Raw genomic sequence first — 14,189 nt, 5'->3', positions numbered from 1 at the left:
GAGATCACTGCATCGAGGTAATGCAGACGGCTCTTCAAGGTCATCCGGCCGTACGGGCCGCTAGTGTTCCCACGGATCTGGACGGATTCCCAGATATTCACCCCCCTTTTTCCTCTTTGCACCGGTGATGCGCGCCATGCGCCGATCGCCGCCCCTGAGAAAGAGAGCTCGTCCGATGACCGTTGACGCCAGCCCGGAAGCGCAGCTGGACCAACCCCCGCAGTCCAGCCTGAGCACGGCTGCCGCCCGCAACCTTGCCACCACCACCAAGTCCGCCCCGCAGATGCAGGAGATCACCTCCCGCTGGCTGCTCAGGATGCTCCCCTGGGTGGAGACCAAGGGCGGCGCCTACCGGGTCAACCGCCGCCTCAGCTACACCGTCGGCGACGGGCGCATCGACTTCGTCCAGGACGGCGCCAACGTCCGCGTGATCCCCCGGGAACTCGGCGAACTGGCCCTGCTGCGCGGCTTCGACGACGTGGACGTGCTCAACGAGCTCGCCGGCCGGTGCGTCCAGCGCGAGTTCCGGGCCGGTGAAGTGCTGGTCCAGCGAGGCGCCCCCGCCGAGCACATCCACCTGATCGCCCACGGCCGGATCAGCCAGACCACCGTCGGCAAGTACGGCGACGAGGTGTCCGTCGCCGTCCTCGCCGACGGCGACCGGTTCGGCGAGAACGCCCTGCTGGACGGCGACGCCGGCTGGGACTACACGGCCACCGCCGAGACCCCCGGTACGCTGCTCACCCTCTCCCGCGCCGACTTCGCCTCCGTGCTCTCGTCGGCGCCGAGCCTCCAGAGCCACATCCACCGGTTCAGCTCGCTGCCCCAGCAGCGGCAGAACAAGCACGGCGAGGCCGAGATCGCCATGTCGGCCGGCCACACCGGCGAGGCCGAACTCCCCGGCGCCTTCGTCGACTACGAACTGAAGCCGCGCGAGTACGAACTCTCCATCGCGCAGACCGTCCTGCGGGTCCACACCAGGGTCGCCGACCTCTACAACGGGCCGATGAACCAGACCGAGGAGCAGCTCCGGCTGACCATCGAGGCCCTGCGGGAGCGCCAGGAGCACGAGCTCGTCAACAACCGGGAGTTCGGTCTCCTCCACAACGCCGACTTCAAGCAGCGGATCCAGACCCACTCCGGCCCGCCCACCCCGGACGACCTCGACGAGCTGCTCTGCCGCCGTCGCGGCACCAAGCTCTTCCTGGCCCACCCCAGGACGATCGCGGCGATCGGCCGCGAGCTCAACGCCCGCGGTCTCTACCCGGACCACGTCGATGTCGGCGGGCAGTCGGTCCCGGCCTGGCGCGGGGTCCCGATCCTGCCCTGCAACAAGATCCCGATCAGCAAGGAGAACACCAGCTCGATCATCGCCATGCGAACCGGCGAGGACAACCAGGGCGTGATCGGCCTGCGCCAGACCGGTCTGCCGGAGGAGTACGAGCCGGGCCTGTCGGTGCGGTTCATGGGCATCAACGAGCAGGCGATCATCTCCTACCTGGTCACCACCTACTACTCCGCCGCCATCCTGGTGCCCGACGCGCTCGGTGTGCTGGAGAACGTGCAGATCGCCCGCAGGCGGGACTAGTCCCGCCCGGCGGCCCCGGCGGCCGTCACCACTCCCGCGGCGGCCCGGGGGCTCCCCGGCCCGCCGCCTCCATGCCCAGTACGCCCAGCACGCCCGGGATCCGGGACAGCCCTTCCACTTCACCAAGGAGCCACGGATGCCCGATCCCGGGCCTTCCCCCCTGCAGTCGAGCCTGCCCGCCGCCGCGGCCCGCTTCGGGGTCCACGTCCTGGCCGAGGCCCTGGCCCACGGCCGGGACGCGGCGCAGGACACCGCCGCCCCCGCGGCGGCGGCCCTGCCGCTGCCGCCGGTCCTGCCCTTCGGCCGCGCCCCCGGCGCGGAGGCGGTTCCCGCCGACGTCCCCGCCCCGGACGGGGGGCCGACCCCGGCCATGGAACGGATCCTGCGCGGCCCCAGCGGTCTCGGAACGGCGGCGCTGAGCCTGGCCCGGCGCGCCGAACCACCGGCACCGCCGGCCCCGCAAGCACCGGAGCCGCCGGGACCGGCGGTGGGCCGCCCGATCCCCGGCCTGTACCACCACCCGGTCCCGGAGCCCGACCCGCTCCGGGTGGAGGAGGTCAGCCGCCGGATCAAGGCCTGGGCGCTGGACGAGGTCGAGCTGTACCCCGAGGACTGGGAGGACCAGTTCGACGGCTTCTCCGTCGGGCGCTACATGGTCGCCTGCCACCCGGACGCCCCCAGCATCGAGCACCTGATGATCGCCACCCGGCTGATGGTCGCCGAGAACGCGGTCGACGACTGCTACTGCGAGGACCACGGGGGCTCGCCGATCGGTCTCGGCGGACGCCTCCTGCTGGCCCACACCGCCCTCGACCACCTGCACACGACGAAGGAGTACCACCCGCACTGGGAGGAGTCGCTGCACGCGGACGCCCCGCGGCGCGCCTACCGCTCCGCCATGGAGTACTTCGTCCGGCAGTCCACCCCGTCCCAGGCCGACCGGTTCCGGCACGACATGGCCCGGCTGCACATGGGATACCTCGCCGAGGCCGCCTGGGCCCAGACGGACCACGTGCCCGAGGTGTGGGAGTACCTGGCGATGCGCCAGTTCAACAACTTCCGCCCCTGCCCCACCATCACGGACACCGTCGGCGGCTACGAACTGCCGGCGGACCTGCACGCCCAGCCCGCCATGCAGCGGGTGCTCGCGCTCGCCGGGAACGCCACGACGATCGTGAACGACCTCTACTCCTACACCAAGGAACTGGCCTCTCCCGGCAAGCACCTGAACCTGCCGGTGGTCATCGCCGAGCGTGAGGGCCTCTCCGACCGGGAGGCGTACCTCAAGGCGGTCGAGGTCCACAACGACCTCATGCACGACTTCGAATCCGAAGCCGCCGCCCTGGCCGCGGCCTGCCCCGCCCCCAGCGTGCTGCGCTTCCTGCGGGGAGTGGCCGTATGGGTCGACGGCAACCACTACTGGCACCAGACGAACACCTACCGATACAGCCTGCCCGACTTCTGGTAAGGAATGGGACCTTTTCATGACCAGCACTGATCTCTCCGCCTTCATTCCCGCCCCGGCGACGGCCTACCAGGGGGACATCGCCCGTTACTGGAACAACGAGGCCCGCCCCGTCAACCTGCGCCTGGGGGACGTCGACGGCCTTTACCACCACCACTACGGCATCGGCGACGTCGACCACGCCGCCCTCGGTGACACCTCGGACAGCGCATACGAGAAGAAGCTGATCGCCGAGCTGCACCGGCTGGAGTCGGCCCAGGCCGAACTGCTCCTGGACCACCTCGGGCCCATCGGCCGCGAGGACACCCTCGTCGACGCCGGCTGCGGCCGCGGCGGTTCGATGGTCATGGCCCACCAGCGCTTCGGATGCACGGTCGAGGGCGTCACCCTGTCGGCCAAGCAGGCCGACTTCGCCAACAACCGGGCCCGTGAACTCGGCATCGAGGACTCCGTCCGCGCCCGCGTCTGCAACATGCTCAGCACCCCCTTCGAGACCGGCCAGGCCGCCGCCTCGTGGAACAACGAGTCGAGCATGTACGTCGACCTCGACGACCTCTTCGCCGAGCACTCCCGGGTCCTCGCGGTCGGCGGCCGCTACGTGACCATCACCGGCTGCTGGAACCCGCGGTACGGCCAGCCCTCCAAGTGGGTCTCCCAGATCAACGCGCACTTCGAGTGCAACATCCACTCCCGCCGCGAGTACCTGCGCGCCATGGCCGACAACCGCCTCGTACCGCAGGCCGTGATCGACCTGACCCCCGAGACCCTGCCCTACTGGGAGCTCCGGGCCACGTCCTCCCTGGTCACGGGCATCGAAGAGGCCTTCATCAACTCGTACAAGGACGGCTCCTTCCAGTACGTACTGATCGCGGCCGACCGCGTCTGACGCGGATCGGGGCCCGGGGCCGGGGCCGTCTCCGGACGGACCCGGCCCCCTTGATCGTCTACGGACGGGCGCTGGCTAGGATGCGGCCCATGTCGCAGCCGGTGAAACTCGTCATCCTCATCACGACCCTTCCGGGCAGGGGCCGGGAACAGATCGCGGCGTTCGAGCGGCTCGCCCCGCTCGTGCGGGCCGAAGAGGGATGTCTGCAGTACGACATGCCCCAGGTCAGCGGCGAGCCCGAGCGCTTCGTCCTCATCGAGCGGTGGGCGTCGAGGGAGGCGCTGGCCGCGCACGACGTCACCCCGCACATGATCGAGGCCGACGCTGCGAGCCCGGCCTTCCGCGCGGGCCCGGCCGAGGTCGTCGAACTCGCCGCGGATCCGCTGGCCTGACCGCGGGGGGACGAGCTCCGACCGCCGCAGGCGGAATCCGTCAGCCTCCGCTCCTCTTCCGGACGGAACGTTTCGCCAGGGCGGTGCGGCTCCATCGGCACAGCAGTGCGAGCAGGCAGGCCGCCGTGGGCACCCACAGGACCGCGAAGGTCACGATGCCGGCCGGTGAGGTCGAGGTCGCGGCCCTCAGGAACGCCGCCACGGAGGCCAGCGAGAGCAGGCACGCGCACAGCACGAGCCCGTCGCTCAGGGAGCCCGTCCATGGCCTGATGCCGCGGCGCAGCGTACGCAGTCTGCGGTCGAGGACCGGATCCGTCCGGAGCCGGGCCTCCATGTCGTCGAGGATCATCCGCTCCTGCCGGGAGAGCTCGGGGCCGTCCATGGCCACCTCCCGAGACTCGTGCTGCCTGCTCTGCGAGTACCCCATTGTGGACCGCTAACACGTGACACCGGCAACCCGGGCGCGGGGGCGTCACGCGTCCAACCGGACCGGATGCCGCAGCAGATAGCCGAACGCGGTGGTCACCAGGGCCGCCATGCAGGCGATGAACACCAGCCCCGCGCCCTCCAGTCCGATCGGCCCCACCAGCAGCCCGACGCCGATCACCGGGACGGAGATGCCCGCGTACGCCACCACGAAGAGGGTGGAGATCACGGCGGCGCGCCGGTCCGCGGGGGAGGCGGCGGCCACCGCGGCGAGCGCCCCGCGGAACGCCAGACCCTGCCCGACCCCGCCCACCACCGCGCTCAGCACCACCAGCGCGAGCAGGTCCCACCACAGGGCGGCCGCCAGCAGCGCCAGCCCGGCGAAGAGCCCGACGCACCCCAGGGGCAGTGACCGCCCCACCCCGACCCGGCCGACGGCGAGCTGCCCGGCGGTCGAGGCGAAGAAGGCGAGGGCGACGACCAGCCCGGTGACGGCGCGGTTGTGCACGTCCAGGGACTCCGCGAGGAAAGCGGGGCTGACCGAGGTGAACACCCCGAACAGGGCGAAGCCGGCGAACGAGGCGATCGCCGCGGGTGCGAACACCACCCGCACCTGCGAGGGCAGCGCCGGCCGCTGCGGGCGTACGGCGCTCCACGGCCGCCGCTCCCGCACCGTCTCCGGTAGCAGCAGCAGGACGGCCGTGGAGCAGGCCACGAGCGCCAGGTGCACGACGAACGGCAGGTGGAGCGGCCACGGGGCGTACTGCGAGAGCACCCCCGCGAGCAGCGGGCCGCAGCCCAGCCCGCCCATGTTGGCGGCCGTCGCCACGAACGTGGCCCGGGAGGCACCGTGTTCGGGTGCCAGCTCCATCACGTACGCCGTCGCCGCGCCCGTGAACAGGCCGGCGGACAGCCCCGAGAGCAGCCGTCCCGCGTACAGCCAGCCGAGCCCGCTGGCGTACAGGAAGCAGACCGCACTCGCCGCCGCGAAGCCCAGACCCACCAGCAGCACCGGCCGCCGGCCCACGGTGTCCGAGGCGTTGCCCGCCAGCAGCAGCGCGCCGATGACCCCGAAGGCGTACACGGCGTACACCACGGTCACCGTCAGCTCGGAGAATCCGAATTCCTCCCGGTAGAGGCCGTAGAGGGGGGTCGGCAGCGTGGTGCCCGCCATGCACACGGCGAACACCGCCCCCATGAGCACGCACTGCCGCCACCCTCGGCGATCACCGTCCATGGCGCAGACGGTAACCCCGGACACCGCCCGCTTCCGCACGGGGCGATTCCGGCGCGCCGCCGGGTCCCGTCCGCCGGGGCGGACGAGACCTTCCGGCGGGCTCGGGGGCGCCGGCCCGGCCCACGCCGGGGCGGCAGGGGGCAGCCGGGTCGGCGGCCCGACCGCTCACCGCTCCCGGCACGGCGGGAGCGCGGGCGGCCGTCCCCTGATCAGGGGACGGCCCGTCAGAGGCGTCCGGGGTGCGGGGTCAGACGGATACCCCCTTGGGCCGCGCCGCGGCCACCGGCGCCGCGAGGCGGCCCGTCCGCTGCAGTCCGTACAGGGCGGCGGCGCACCCCAGGCCCACGGCTGACAGCGCCAGCCACGGCAGCGCGGACATACCGGCGGCCCGGGCGGTGTCCAGCGCCGCGCCCGTGAGGAGGTTGCCGACGGCGATGCCGACCCCGCAGACGGTGTTGTAGAGGCCGTAGTGCGTCGCCACCAGACGGTCGCCCGAGAGGCGGACGATCGTGTCCATCTCGAAGGGGTACGCGATCATCGTGCCCAGCGCCAGCAGCAGGGCGGCCAGCGCCGGCGGCACCGAGGCCACCAGCCACCGCCCCGGCCCGCCGTCCGGCACCGGCAGCGCCGTCGCGGCCAGCAGCGGCAGGAAGGCGGCCGCCATGGTCAGCAGCCCCAGGACCAGCGCCCGGCCCGGCTCCATCCGGGCCCTGCACCAGGCGGTCACCCCGGTCTGGAAGAGGATCGTGCCGAGCCCGGACACGGCGAACAGCACCGCCACCGCGGCCGTGCCGCCCGCGCCCCCGCCGCCCAGGCGCCGGACCTCCAGCGGCAGCGCCAGGTAGACCTGGAAGGTCAGGACGTACGAGCCGATCATGGCCAGGGAGAAGAGCAGGAACGGACGGTTGGCGAGGATGCCCCGCCACTGCCCGAACACGCTCTCGCGCCGGCCGCCGTCCCGGGGCGCGGCCCCGCCGCCGTCCCCCCTGCGCGCGGGCAGGGCCCGGATCTGCACGAGGCTCAGCACGGCGAAGATCCCGGCGGCGGCCAGGCAGGTGACGCGGAAGTCGACGCCCGTCAGCACCATGCCCACCAGCGGCCCCAGCAGGATGCCCGCCTGGTAGAAGACGTTGAACAGGGCGAAGGCCTCCACCCGGCGCTCGCCCGCGTCCACGGCCAGGTACGCCCGGGTGGCGGGGTTGAACAGCGCCCCGGCCAGCCCGGTCGCGGCGGAGGCGCCGATGAGGGCCGGTACGGAGTCGACCAGCCCGAGGGTGGCGAAACCGGCCGTGCGCAGCACCAGCCCAGTGATGATCATCGGCTTGTAGCCGAACCGGTCGGCGAGGGTCCCGCCGATCAGGAACATGCCCTGCTGGCTGAAGTTGCGGACGCCGAGGATGAGCCCGACGGTCCAGCCCGCGAGCCCCAGGGGGCCCGCGAGGTGCGCGGCCAGGTAGGGCATGAGCATGTAGAAGCCGAGGTTGATGGTGAACTGGTTGACCATCAGCAGCCGGATGCCGCGCCCGTAGGAACGGACCTGTGCGATCGTGCCGGTCATCGGGCCCGTTCCTCCGTGCCGTCCGCCCGCGGGCTCAGCGCGAGGGGGTCGACCACGGCGGCGCAGCGGGTCCAGCGGGTGACCTCCTTCTCGTCCAGCCGGCCGATGGTGTCGGGTTCGGCGGCCGGGGGCCCGTCGAGCAGTCCGTGCGCCGCGCAGTAGTCGTCGTCGTACACGGTGCTGAGATAGCGCTGCGGCCCGTCGGGGAAGACCGCGGCGATGCGGGTGTCCGCGGGCAGGGTGCGGGCCAGCCACCCGGCCACGAGCGCGACGGCGCCGACGCTCCAGCCGCCCGTGGCGTAGTGCGAGGCGGCGAGCCGGCGGCAGGCCCACACGGCTTCCGCCGGGGCCACCCAGTGGACCTCGGAGAACTGTTCGTAGTCGACGTTGCGGGGGTAGATGCTCGACCCGAGGCCGCGCATGAGCCGGGTCCGGGCGGGCTGGCCGAAGATGGTGGACCCCACGGTGTCCACCCCGACCAGCGTCAGTCCCGGGTAGAGCCTGCGCAGGACCCGGGAGACGCCCGCCGAGTGTCCGCCGGTGCCGACACTGCACACCAGGACGTCGATGCGGCCCATCCCGGTGGCCAGTTCCAGGGCCAGAGGCGTGTACGCGGTGGTGTTGTCGGGGTTGTTGTACTGGTCCGGGCACCACGAGCCGGGGTGCCGCTCCAGCAGCCGGGTGACCCGGTCGCGGCGGGCCTGCTGCCAGCCGCCGGCGGGGTGCGGTTCGGAGACGACGTTGACCTGCGCCCCGTACGCGGTCAGCAGCCGGGTCATCGACGACTCCAGACCCGGGTCGGTGACCAGGGTGACCGGATGGCCGTGGACCATGCCGGCCAGGGCGAGGCCCAGGCCGAGGGTGCCGCTCGTCGACTCGATGATCCGGGCTCCGGGCTCCAGGTCACCGCGGGCACGGGCGCGTTCGACCATGTGCAGGCCGGGGCGGTCCTTGATGCCGCCCGGGTTGAATCCCTCCAGCTTCGCCCAGAAGCCGCGCCCCGCCGGGGCGAGGGGCTCCGAGACGTGGAGCAGGGGGGTGTTGCCGACGAGCCCGGACAGCGCCGTGCGGGCCGGGGGCGCCACGGGGGTCACGGACGACGGGTCGGTGATCGATGTATGCATTTTTCCGCTCTCAATCGAAGATGCGTCAGGTGCTCGCTCGACGGGAGCGGCCTATACGCGCCATCGACACACGCCGGTGAGCGTGGAGCGGCCGGATCGGTCTATCGCGGAGAGTTCGGCGCGGGGCGCCGCGGCGGGGCCCGCCGTCATGGCCGGTGGGGCACCGGCGACGGGCAGTGCGAGGTCCGGTGCCACCGTGCCCCGGGCACCGGCCTGGGCCTGCGGGGTCAGTGCGGGCGCGGCGCAGGCGGAACCGTGCTCGGTGTGGGCGGGCTCCTCGTGCCCGGCCGAGGCGGTGGAGACGGTGTGCCCGGCGCCGTCGCCGTGCGGATAGGTGGAGCAGTGGAACGCGGCGAAGAGCAGCGCGGTGAGGACGGCCAGCAGCACACCGCGCGCCCAGGGAGTGCCTGAGCGGGTGCGGGCTGTGACCATGCCGTGATCGTAGCGTCTCCCTCACGTGATGACCGTCTGCAAATCGGTCAACATCATTCGGCGATTTCCGTACGCTCCCACCACTCGTAGACGGGTTGCCGGCCCTCGGGGCCGTCCTGGGTCCGTGACGTGCTGCGGAAGTGTTCGTAGCCGCCGCGGTGCGGGATCTTCAGGTCTTCGCCGGGGGCGGCGACGGGGACGCTCCGCTCGGGCAGGTCGTCCGGTCCACCCTCCAGCACCGCCTTGTTCGGCATCTCGCCGCTCCTCTCACGAGTGTGTCCATCCCAGCATCCGGTCCATGTCCATCGACGGATCCGACGTCTGCAGGCCCGGGAGCACCCAGTCCTGGAAGGGCGCGAGCACCGCCAGGACCAGGAAGACGGCGCCCACCGCCCAGGCGAGCCACGGACCCTGCCGCCACAGCTTCTCCAGGAAGATCACGGCGGCCAGCCCGGCCATGGCGGCCACGTTCATCACCCCGAGCGGAATCAGGACGATCATCAGTCCCCAGCAGCAGCCGACGCAGTACGCCCCGTGGTGCGCGCCGACGCGCAGGTCCTTGGCCCAGGGCCGGAACCGCGAGTACCGCAGCAGCTGGAACATCGGACTGCGGCAGTGCCGCAGGCAGACCGACTTCAGGGGCCCGAACTGCTGGACCGCCGCCAGCAGGAAGGCGCCCGCGCCGATCCAGCGGCCCGCCCCCGGGTGGCCGCCGAGCAGCCGGTCGGTCATCGCGAGCAGCCCGTACGCGACCAGCCCGAACGCGGTCCACGCGAGCAGGTAGCCGACGAGGAACCCGGCGGTCCGCACGGCCCGGACCGCCGGGTTCGCGGACGTACGGCCGATCGCCGCGACCCAGGTCAGGGCTACCGGGGCAACCGAGGGCAGCATCATGGCGGCCATCATGACCACCCACAGCACCAGGAACGGGGCGGGCGCCATGCCCATCGTGCCGGTGCCCGCGCCCATCTCGCGGGCCTGGGCAACCGTCAGCGCCCAGGCCAGTGCGGCGAGCAGGGTCAGCAGGATCCAGGCGACCGCCAGCTCGCGCCTGGGCAGCAGGACGCCCGGCCCGGTGGGGGCCGGTGGCGCCAGTCGGACGTGCGGCATGGCACTCCTCCCGGACGCGCGAGGACCCTTCCAGCACAGCACAGAACCGCGAACGGTGCCCGCCCGGCCTGGTCCCCGCACCGTTCCGGGCGGAGAATGGTGCCCGGGGACTCGCGAGGAGGCGGGACCATGTCAGAGACGACCGCGGCGACCGTTCCGAGATGGCATGTCGAAGGCGACTGGTTCGACACCTGCAGGTGCAACATCCCCTGTCCCTGCAACTTCGCGCAGCCGCCCACCTTCGACGCCTGCGACGGCGTGCTGGCCTGGCACGTCATCCGGGGGAGCTACGGCGACGTCCCGCTCGACGGGCTCAACGTGCTGCTGGTCGGCTCGTTCGAGGGCAACCTGTGGGGCGAGCACTCGGACGCGTACGCCGCGGTGTTCTTCGACGAGCGCGCGGACGAGGCACAGCGCGAGGCCCTTCAGATGATCTTCGGAGGCCGGGCGGGCGGCTGGCCCGCGCAGCTGGTGGGCACGCTCGGACCCGAGATGCGGGGCATGGACTTCGCCCCGATCGAGATCGAGGTCGATGAGGACCTCGGCAGCTGGCGGGCGGCGATCCCGGGCCGGGTGGAGGCCCGGGCCGAGGCGCTCACCGGGCCGACGACGCCGGAGGGCGCGCGCGTCCAGTCGATGAACATGCCGGGTTCCGAGACCGGGCCGGGCCAGGTCGTGACCTGGGGCCGGGCGACGGTGGACCGGGCCGACACGTTCGGCTTCCAGTGGGACCGCGAGGGCCGGTCCAGCAAGCACATCCCGTTCGACTGGAGCGGCCCCGAGGCCTGACGGCCCCGACGCCTGACGGCCCCGGTAGCCAGGCGCTCAGGCGGGCTGACGGACGGCCGCCGGAAGCGGCGACGCCGTCGGGGCGACGAGGAGCGCCGTGGTGGCCGCGCCCAGGGAGAGCACGCCGAGCACGGCCGCGGTCACGGGGAGTCCGGCGCCCGCGGCGAGCCAGCCGGCGAGCGGATAGGTGAGCAGCCAGCAGCCGTGGGAGAGGGAGAACCGGGCGGCGAACGCGGCCGGCAGGTCTTCGTCCGCGGCGCAGTCGCGGACCACGCGCCCGCCGGGGGTCAGGACGGCGGAGCAGGCGGCGCCGACGGCCGCCCAGGCGGCCAGCAGGCCGGGCCAGGACCAGGGGCCCGGGGCGGCGGCGGTGAGGACGACGACCCCGGCCAGGACCACCGGGAGGGCGAAGGCGGCCGGGAGCATCACGGCCCGGTCGTCGAGGCGGCGCAGCAGGCGCGGCAGGAGCAGCGCCGTGACCATGGAGCCGGCCCCGTACGCGCCCAGGGCCAGCGAGACCGCGCCGGCCGGCCGCCCCAGGTGGTCGCGGACCAGTACGACGGTGTCCACGAAGACGATCGCCCCGGCGGCCGCGACCGCGAGGTCCAGGGCGAGCAGGCTCCGCAGCCGTGGGACGGCCAGGAACAGGCGCACGCCGTACGAGGCGCCGGCGCGGACCCCGGCCGCGGGGGCGGCCGGGCCCTGCCCCGGGCCGGGACCGGGCCCGGGAACGGCGGCCGACAGGATCAGGGCGGCCGAGGCGAGGAACCCGAGCACCGTCCCGGCGAACAGCCAGTCGTAGGAGACCAGGGTGAGCAGGGCCGCGGCCAGGACCGGGCTGAACAGGCTCTCCAGGTCGTAGGCGAGACGGATCGTCGACAGGGCCCGGGTGTAGTCGCGCTCGTCCGGGAAGAGGGCGGGGACGGTGGCCTGGAAGGCGGGAGTGAACGCCGCCGACGCCGACTGGAGGACGAAGATCAGGACGTACACCTGCCAGACCTCGGTCACGAACGGCAGGGCCAGCGCGACCGCCGCGCGCAGGACGTCGCTGGTCACCAGCAGGGTCCGGCGGGGGATCCGGCGGGCGGCGGCACACGCCACGGGGGCGACGGCGACGTAGGCGATCATCTTGATCGCCAGCGCGGTCCCGAGCACCGCCGAGGCCCGGTCCCCGGCCAGGTCGTGGGCGAGCAGGCTCAGCGCGACGGTCGCGAGCCCGGTGCCGGTGAGGGCGACGGCGTGGGCGGTGAAGAGGCGGCGGTAGGTGCGGTTGCGCCATACGGAGAGCATCGGCGGGCCCCGTTCCCGGTCGGCGGTCGCTGGGAGGGACGCCCATCGTAGCCAACATGTGCGTACCTATGCACGCATTCGCGAGACAGGACGACCCCGTGGCGGGGGGCTGAGTCGCGGGGCGCTCGGTCGTGCGGGCCTCAGTCGTGCGGGGGCAGGGAGTGGAGCTGGTGATCCGCCACGTTCAGCGCCTCGTCCACCAGCCGCCGCAGATGCCCGTGGCGCAGCGCGTACACGACGCGCCGACCGTCCTTGCGGGCGGTGACCAGGCCGGCAAGCCGGAGTTTGGCCAGGTGCTGGCTGACGGAGGGCCGGGCCGCCCCGCAGGCTTCGGTGAGGGTGGTGACGTCCGCCTCGCCCCGGCCGAGCTCGTCGAGCAGGGCCAGCCGGGTGCGGTCGGAGAGCAGGGCCAGCACGGACGCGGCCGTCTCCAGCCGGGCACCCTGTCGTTGCGCATCCCGCGCACCTGCCAGGTGCATGCCCTCGTTCATGCGCACATCGTACGGGCGCGGGCGCCGATGCCCCCGAACGGAGGCGGGCCGGCCACCTCTTCGAGGGAACCGGGCGGCCCGGGTTGGAGCTCGCGGCCGTCGGCTGCCGAAGGAACGGGGGATGGCCCCGCTCGGGGCCGTGCGGTGCTCCGGCTCCGCCGTGTCGTTGCGAGGAGATGTCACATGTTGCGTATGTGGAAGAGCGCGGGTCTTGCCCTGGCGGCCGGTCTCGTGGTCATCGGCGGTGCCTCCGTGGCCTCGGCCGACGCCACCGCCGAGGGCCTCGCGGCGGGCTCGCCGGGCGTCCTGTCCGGCAACCTCGTCCAGATCCCGGTCCACGTGCCGATCAACATCTGCGGCAACACCGTGAACCTGGTCGGCGCCCTCAACCCGGCCGCCGCCAACACCTGCGTCAACGCCTGACGCACCCCGTGATGACGGCTCGCCCCGGCCCGCGCCACGGCCGGGGCGAGCCGTACGCGCGGGTGACGCCAGGTCCTAGGAGAAGGTGCGTACGCGCTGGTCGCGCAGCTCGTAACGGGCGGCGACCACGGCCAGTTCGCCCGTGGCCACCTTCGCGGCGAGGTCGGGTTCGGCCGCCAGCCTGTCGCGCACGCTCCGTGCGTTCGCGTTGATCGTGGCGTCGACGCGGGCGGGCCCGCTCTGGCCGTGGTCGATGGAGGGCCGTATCTGATCGGCCAGGTACTGGATGTGCGCCGGGAGCGGCTGGCCGGTCTCGTCGGCGTGGACGGCCGCGGCGACGGCCCCGCAGGACTGGTGGGCCAGCACCATGATCAGCGGGATGCGCAGTTCGAGGACGCCGTAGGCGACGCTGCCGAGGACCGCCTCGTCCAGGACCTCGCCCGCCGAGCGCACGGTCAGCAGATCGCCCAGCCCCTGGTCGAAGACCAGCTCGGGCGGAACCCGGGAGTCGACGCAGCCCAGCACGATCGCGAACGGTTGCTGGCCGTCGACGAGCCGGCGGCGCAGGTACGCGGACTCGTGCGGGTGCTCCTGGCGCAGCGTGCGCCAGCGCTCGTTCCCCGCCGCCAGCCGACGCAGCGCCTGCGCCGGGGTGGTGATCCGCTCGGTGCTCTCGGCCTCCCGGGAGGCGGCGGAGGCGGGGGAGGCCGTACCGAAGGCCAGGCCCGCACCGGCGACCGCCGTGCCCGCCACGGCGCCGCGCAGCAGGGTGCGGCGGCTCGGGGCGGAGGCGGGGGCCCGGGTGCCGGTGGCGGTGTCGACAGCGCGTATGTTCGAAGACATGGCGGGACCGTAACCCGCTTTCCACCGTGCTCAGTTGACCTGCCGGACACAATGGCGCGAACCGCTCTTCGCAGGCCGGATGAGGACGCAAATCCTCTCAGCATGTGGTCCCGGCGGCCCTGTGCCCCCGCCACG

Annotated in this window: 16 protein-coding genes; 6 read left to right on the top strand and 10 right to left on the bottom strand. The window is 73.0% G+C overall.

What is annotated here, in order from left to right:
- Positions 1-175 precede the first annotated feature (175 nt).
- The 4 genes from ACZ6Y1_RS01250 to ACZ6Y1_RS01235 all read left to right on the top strand — a co-directional run bounded on the left by ACZ6Y1_RS01250 (position 176) and on the right by ACZ6Y1_RS01235 (position 4,331).
- On the top strand, positions 176-1,588 hold the full coding sequence (locus tag ACZ6Y1_RS01250) for a family 2B encapsulin nanocompartment shell protein (protein WP_469620628.1): 1,413 nt from the start codon (positions 176-178) through the stop codon (positions 1,586-1,588).
- A 136-nt stretch (positions 1,589-1,724) separates the two neighbouring features.
- Complete coding sequence (locus ACZ6Y1_RS01245; protein WP_469620624.1) at positions 1,725-3,056, top strand: family 2 encapsulin nanocompartment cargo protein terpene cyclase; 1,332 nt, start codon at positions 1,725-1,727, stop codon at positions 3,054-3,056.
- A gap of 16 nt (positions 3,057-3,072) precedes the next feature.
- A complete protein-coding gene (locus ACZ6Y1_RS01240; protein WP_469620621.1) occupies positions 3,073-3,939 on the top strand; it encodes a geranyl diphosphate 2-C-methyltransferase in 867 nt (288 codons plus the stop codon).
- Between the two features lie 89 nt (positions 3,940-4,028).
- Complete coding sequence (locus ACZ6Y1_RS01235; protein ID WP_469620616.1) at positions 4,029-4,331, top strand: putative quinol monooxygenase; 303 nt, start codon at positions 4,029-4,031, stop codon at positions 4,329-4,331.
- Positions 4,332-4,371: 40 nt separating this feature from the next.
- On the opposite strand, the gene ACZ6Y1_RS01230 is transcribed toward ACZ6Y1_RS01235, so the two are convergent.
- The 7 genes from ACZ6Y1_RS01230 to ACZ6Y1_RS01200 form a co-directional block, all read right to left on the bottom strand.
- Positions 4,372-4,713 (bottom strand): DUF3040 domain-containing protein, encoded by a 342-nt coding sequence (locus tag ACZ6Y1_RS01230; protein WP_469620613.1) that lies wholly within the window; start codon positions 4,711-4,713, stop codon positions 4,372-4,374.
- A 90-nt stretch (positions 4,714-4,803) separates the two neighbouring features.
- Positions 4,804-5,994 (bottom strand): MFS transporter, encoded by a 1,191-nt coding sequence (locus ACZ6Y1_RS01225; RefSeq protein WP_469620609.1) that lies wholly within the window; start codon positions 5,992-5,994, stop codon positions 4,804-4,806.
- A gap of 247 nt (positions 5,995-6,241) precedes the next feature.
- On the bottom strand, positions 6,242-7,552 hold the full coding sequence (locus tag ACZ6Y1_RS01220; protein WP_469620606.1) for an MFS transporter: 1,311 nt from the start codon (positions 7,550-7,552) through the stop codon (positions 6,242-6,244).
- Positions 7,549-8,676 (bottom strand): PLP-dependent cysteine synthase family protein, encoded by a 1,128-nt coding sequence (locus ACZ6Y1_RS01215; protein WP_469620604.1) that lies wholly within the window; start codon positions 8,674-8,676, stop codon positions 7,549-7,551. Before ACZ6Y1_RS01215 ends, ACZ6Y1_RS01220 begins: the two co-directional genes overlap by 4 nt.
- A gap of 51 nt (positions 8,677-8,727) precedes the next feature.
- Positions 8,728-9,108, bottom strand: coding sequence for a hypothetical protein (locus tag ACZ6Y1_RS01210; protein ID WP_469620601.1), 381 nt, complete (start codon positions 9,106-9,108; stop codon positions 8,728-8,730).
- Between the two features lie 53 nt (positions 9,109-9,161).
- On the bottom strand, positions 9,162-9,362 hold the full coding sequence (locus ACZ6Y1_RS01205; RefSeq protein WP_469620598.1) for a DUF5988 family protein: 201 nt from the start codon (positions 9,360-9,362) through the stop codon (positions 9,162-9,164).
- A gap of 13 nt (positions 9,363-9,375) precedes the next feature.
- The gene (locus ACZ6Y1_RS01200; RefSeq protein WP_469620595.1) at positions 9,376-10,218 is read right to left on the bottom strand and encodes a DUF2182 domain-containing protein; all 843 of its coding nucleotides are present in this window, start codon (positions 10,216-10,218) and stop codon (positions 9,376-9,378) included.
- A 129-nt stretch (positions 10,219-10,347) separates the two neighbouring features.
- Here ACZ6Y1_RS01200 and ACZ6Y1_RS01195 point away from each other — a divergent pair, with 129 nt between their 5' ends.
- Positions 10,348-11,007 carry a DUF1326 domain-containing protein gene (locus tag ACZ6Y1_RS01195; RefSeq protein ID WP_469620591.1) on the top strand — a complete coding sequence of 220 codons (660 nt, stop codon included), beginning with the start codon at positions 10,348-10,350 and terminating at the stop codon, positions 11,005-11,007.
- Positions 11,008-11,043: 36 nt separating this feature from the next.
- Here the strand turns inward: ACZ6Y1_RS01195 and ACZ6Y1_RS01190 are convergent, their stop codons facing one another.
- Positions 11,044-12,297, bottom strand: coding sequence for an MFS transporter (locus tag ACZ6Y1_RS01190; protein ID WP_469620587.1), 1,254 nt, complete (start codon positions 12,295-12,297; stop codon positions 11,044-11,046).
- Between the two features lie 140 nt (positions 12,298-12,437).
- Positions 12,438-12,788 (bottom strand): ArsR/SmtB family transcription factor, encoded by a 351-nt coding sequence (locus tag ACZ6Y1_RS01185; RefSeq protein ID WP_469620583.1) that lies wholly within the window; start codon positions 12,786-12,788, stop codon positions 12,438-12,440.
- Between the two features lie 183 nt (positions 12,789-12,971).
- On the opposite strand from ACZ6Y1_RS01185, the gene ACZ6Y1_RS01180 reads away from it, so the two are divergent.
- Positions 12,972-13,211, top strand: coding sequence for a chaplin (locus ACZ6Y1_RS01180; RefSeq protein ID WP_469620580.1), 240 nt, complete (start codon positions 12,972-12,974; stop codon positions 13,209-13,211).
- 75 nt (positions 13,212-13,286) lie between these two features.
- On the opposite strand, the gene ACZ6Y1_RS01175 is transcribed toward ACZ6Y1_RS01180, so the two are convergent.
- Complete coding sequence (locus tag ACZ6Y1_RS01175) at positions 13,287-14,054, bottom strand: carbonic anhydrase (protein WP_469620576.1); 768 nt, start codon at positions 14,052-14,054, stop codon at positions 13,287-13,289.
- Positions 14,055-14,189 lie beyond the last annotated feature (135 nt).

It is taken from the genome of Streptomyces sp. NPDC053432 (assembly GCF_055585365.1).
The sequence above is the reverse complement of the archived record's forward strand: the minus strand, read 5'-3'. Positions and strand labels throughout refer to the sequence as shown.

Excerpts from the sequence above, each read along its gene's own strand:
- ACZ6Y1_RS01250 (WP_469620628.1), top strand. The coding sequence starts at position 176 with ATGACCGTTGACGCCAGCCCGGAAGCGCAGCTGGACCAACCCCCGCAG.
- ACZ6Y1_RS01245 (WP_469620624.1), top strand. The coding sequence starts at position 1,725 with ATGCCCGATCCCGGGCCTTCCCCCCTGCAGTCGAGCCTGCCCGCCGCC.
- ACZ6Y1_RS01240 (WP_469620621.1), top strand. The coding sequence starts at position 3,073 with ATGACCAGCACTGATCTCTCCGCCTTCATTCCCGCCCCGGCGACGGCC.
- ACZ6Y1_RS01235 (WP_469620616.1), top strand. The coding sequence starts at position 4,029 with ATGTCGCAGCCGGTGAAACTCGTCATCCTCATCACGACCCTTCCGGGC.
- ACZ6Y1_RS01230 (WP_469620613.1), bottom strand. The coding sequence starts at position 4,713 with ATGGACGGCCCCGAGCTCTCCCGGCAGGAGCGGATGATCCTCGACGAC.
- ACZ6Y1_RS01225 (WP_469620609.1), bottom strand. The coding sequence starts at position 5,994 with ATGGACGGTGATCGCCGAGGGTGGCGGCAGTGCGTGCTCATGGGGGCG.
- ACZ6Y1_RS01220 (WP_469620606.1), bottom strand. The coding sequence starts at position 7,552 with ATGACCGGCACGATCGCACAGGTCCGTTCCTACGGGCGCGGCATCCGG.
- ACZ6Y1_RS01215 (WP_469620604.1), bottom strand. The coding sequence starts at position 8,676 with ATGCATACATCGATCACCGACCCGTCGTCCGTGACCCCCGTGGCGCCC.
- ACZ6Y1_RS01210 (WP_469620601.1), bottom strand. The coding sequence starts at position 9,108 with ATGGTCACAGCCCGCACCCGCTCAGGCACTCCCTGGGCGCGCGGTGTG.
- ACZ6Y1_RS01205 (WP_469620598.1), bottom strand. The coding sequence starts at position 9,362 with ATGCCGAACAAGGCGGTGCTGGAGGGTGGACCGGACGACCTGCCCGAG.
- ACZ6Y1_RS01200 (WP_469620595.1), bottom strand. The coding sequence starts at position 10,218 with ATGCCGCACGTCCGACTGGCGCCACCGGCCCCCACCGGGCCGGGCGTC.
- ACZ6Y1_RS01195 (WP_469620591.1), top strand. The coding sequence starts at position 10,348 with ATGTCAGAGACGACCGCGGCGACCGTTCCGAGATGGCATGTCGAAGGC.
- ACZ6Y1_RS01190 (WP_469620587.1), bottom strand. The coding sequence starts at position 12,297 with ATGCTCTCCGTATGGCGCAACCGCACCTACCGCCGCCTCTTCACCGCC.
- ACZ6Y1_RS01185 (WP_469620583.1), bottom strand. The coding sequence starts at position 12,788 with ATGAACGAGGGCATGCACCTGGCAGGTGCGCGGGATGCGCAACGACAG.
- ACZ6Y1_RS01180 (WP_469620580.1), top strand. The coding sequence starts at position 12,972 with ATGTTGCGTATGTGGAAGAGCGCGGGTCTTGCCCTGGCGGCCGGTCTC.
- ACZ6Y1_RS01175 (WP_469620576.1), bottom strand. The coding sequence starts at position 14,054 with ATGTCTTCGAACATACGCGCTGTCGACACCGCCACCGGCACCCGGGCC.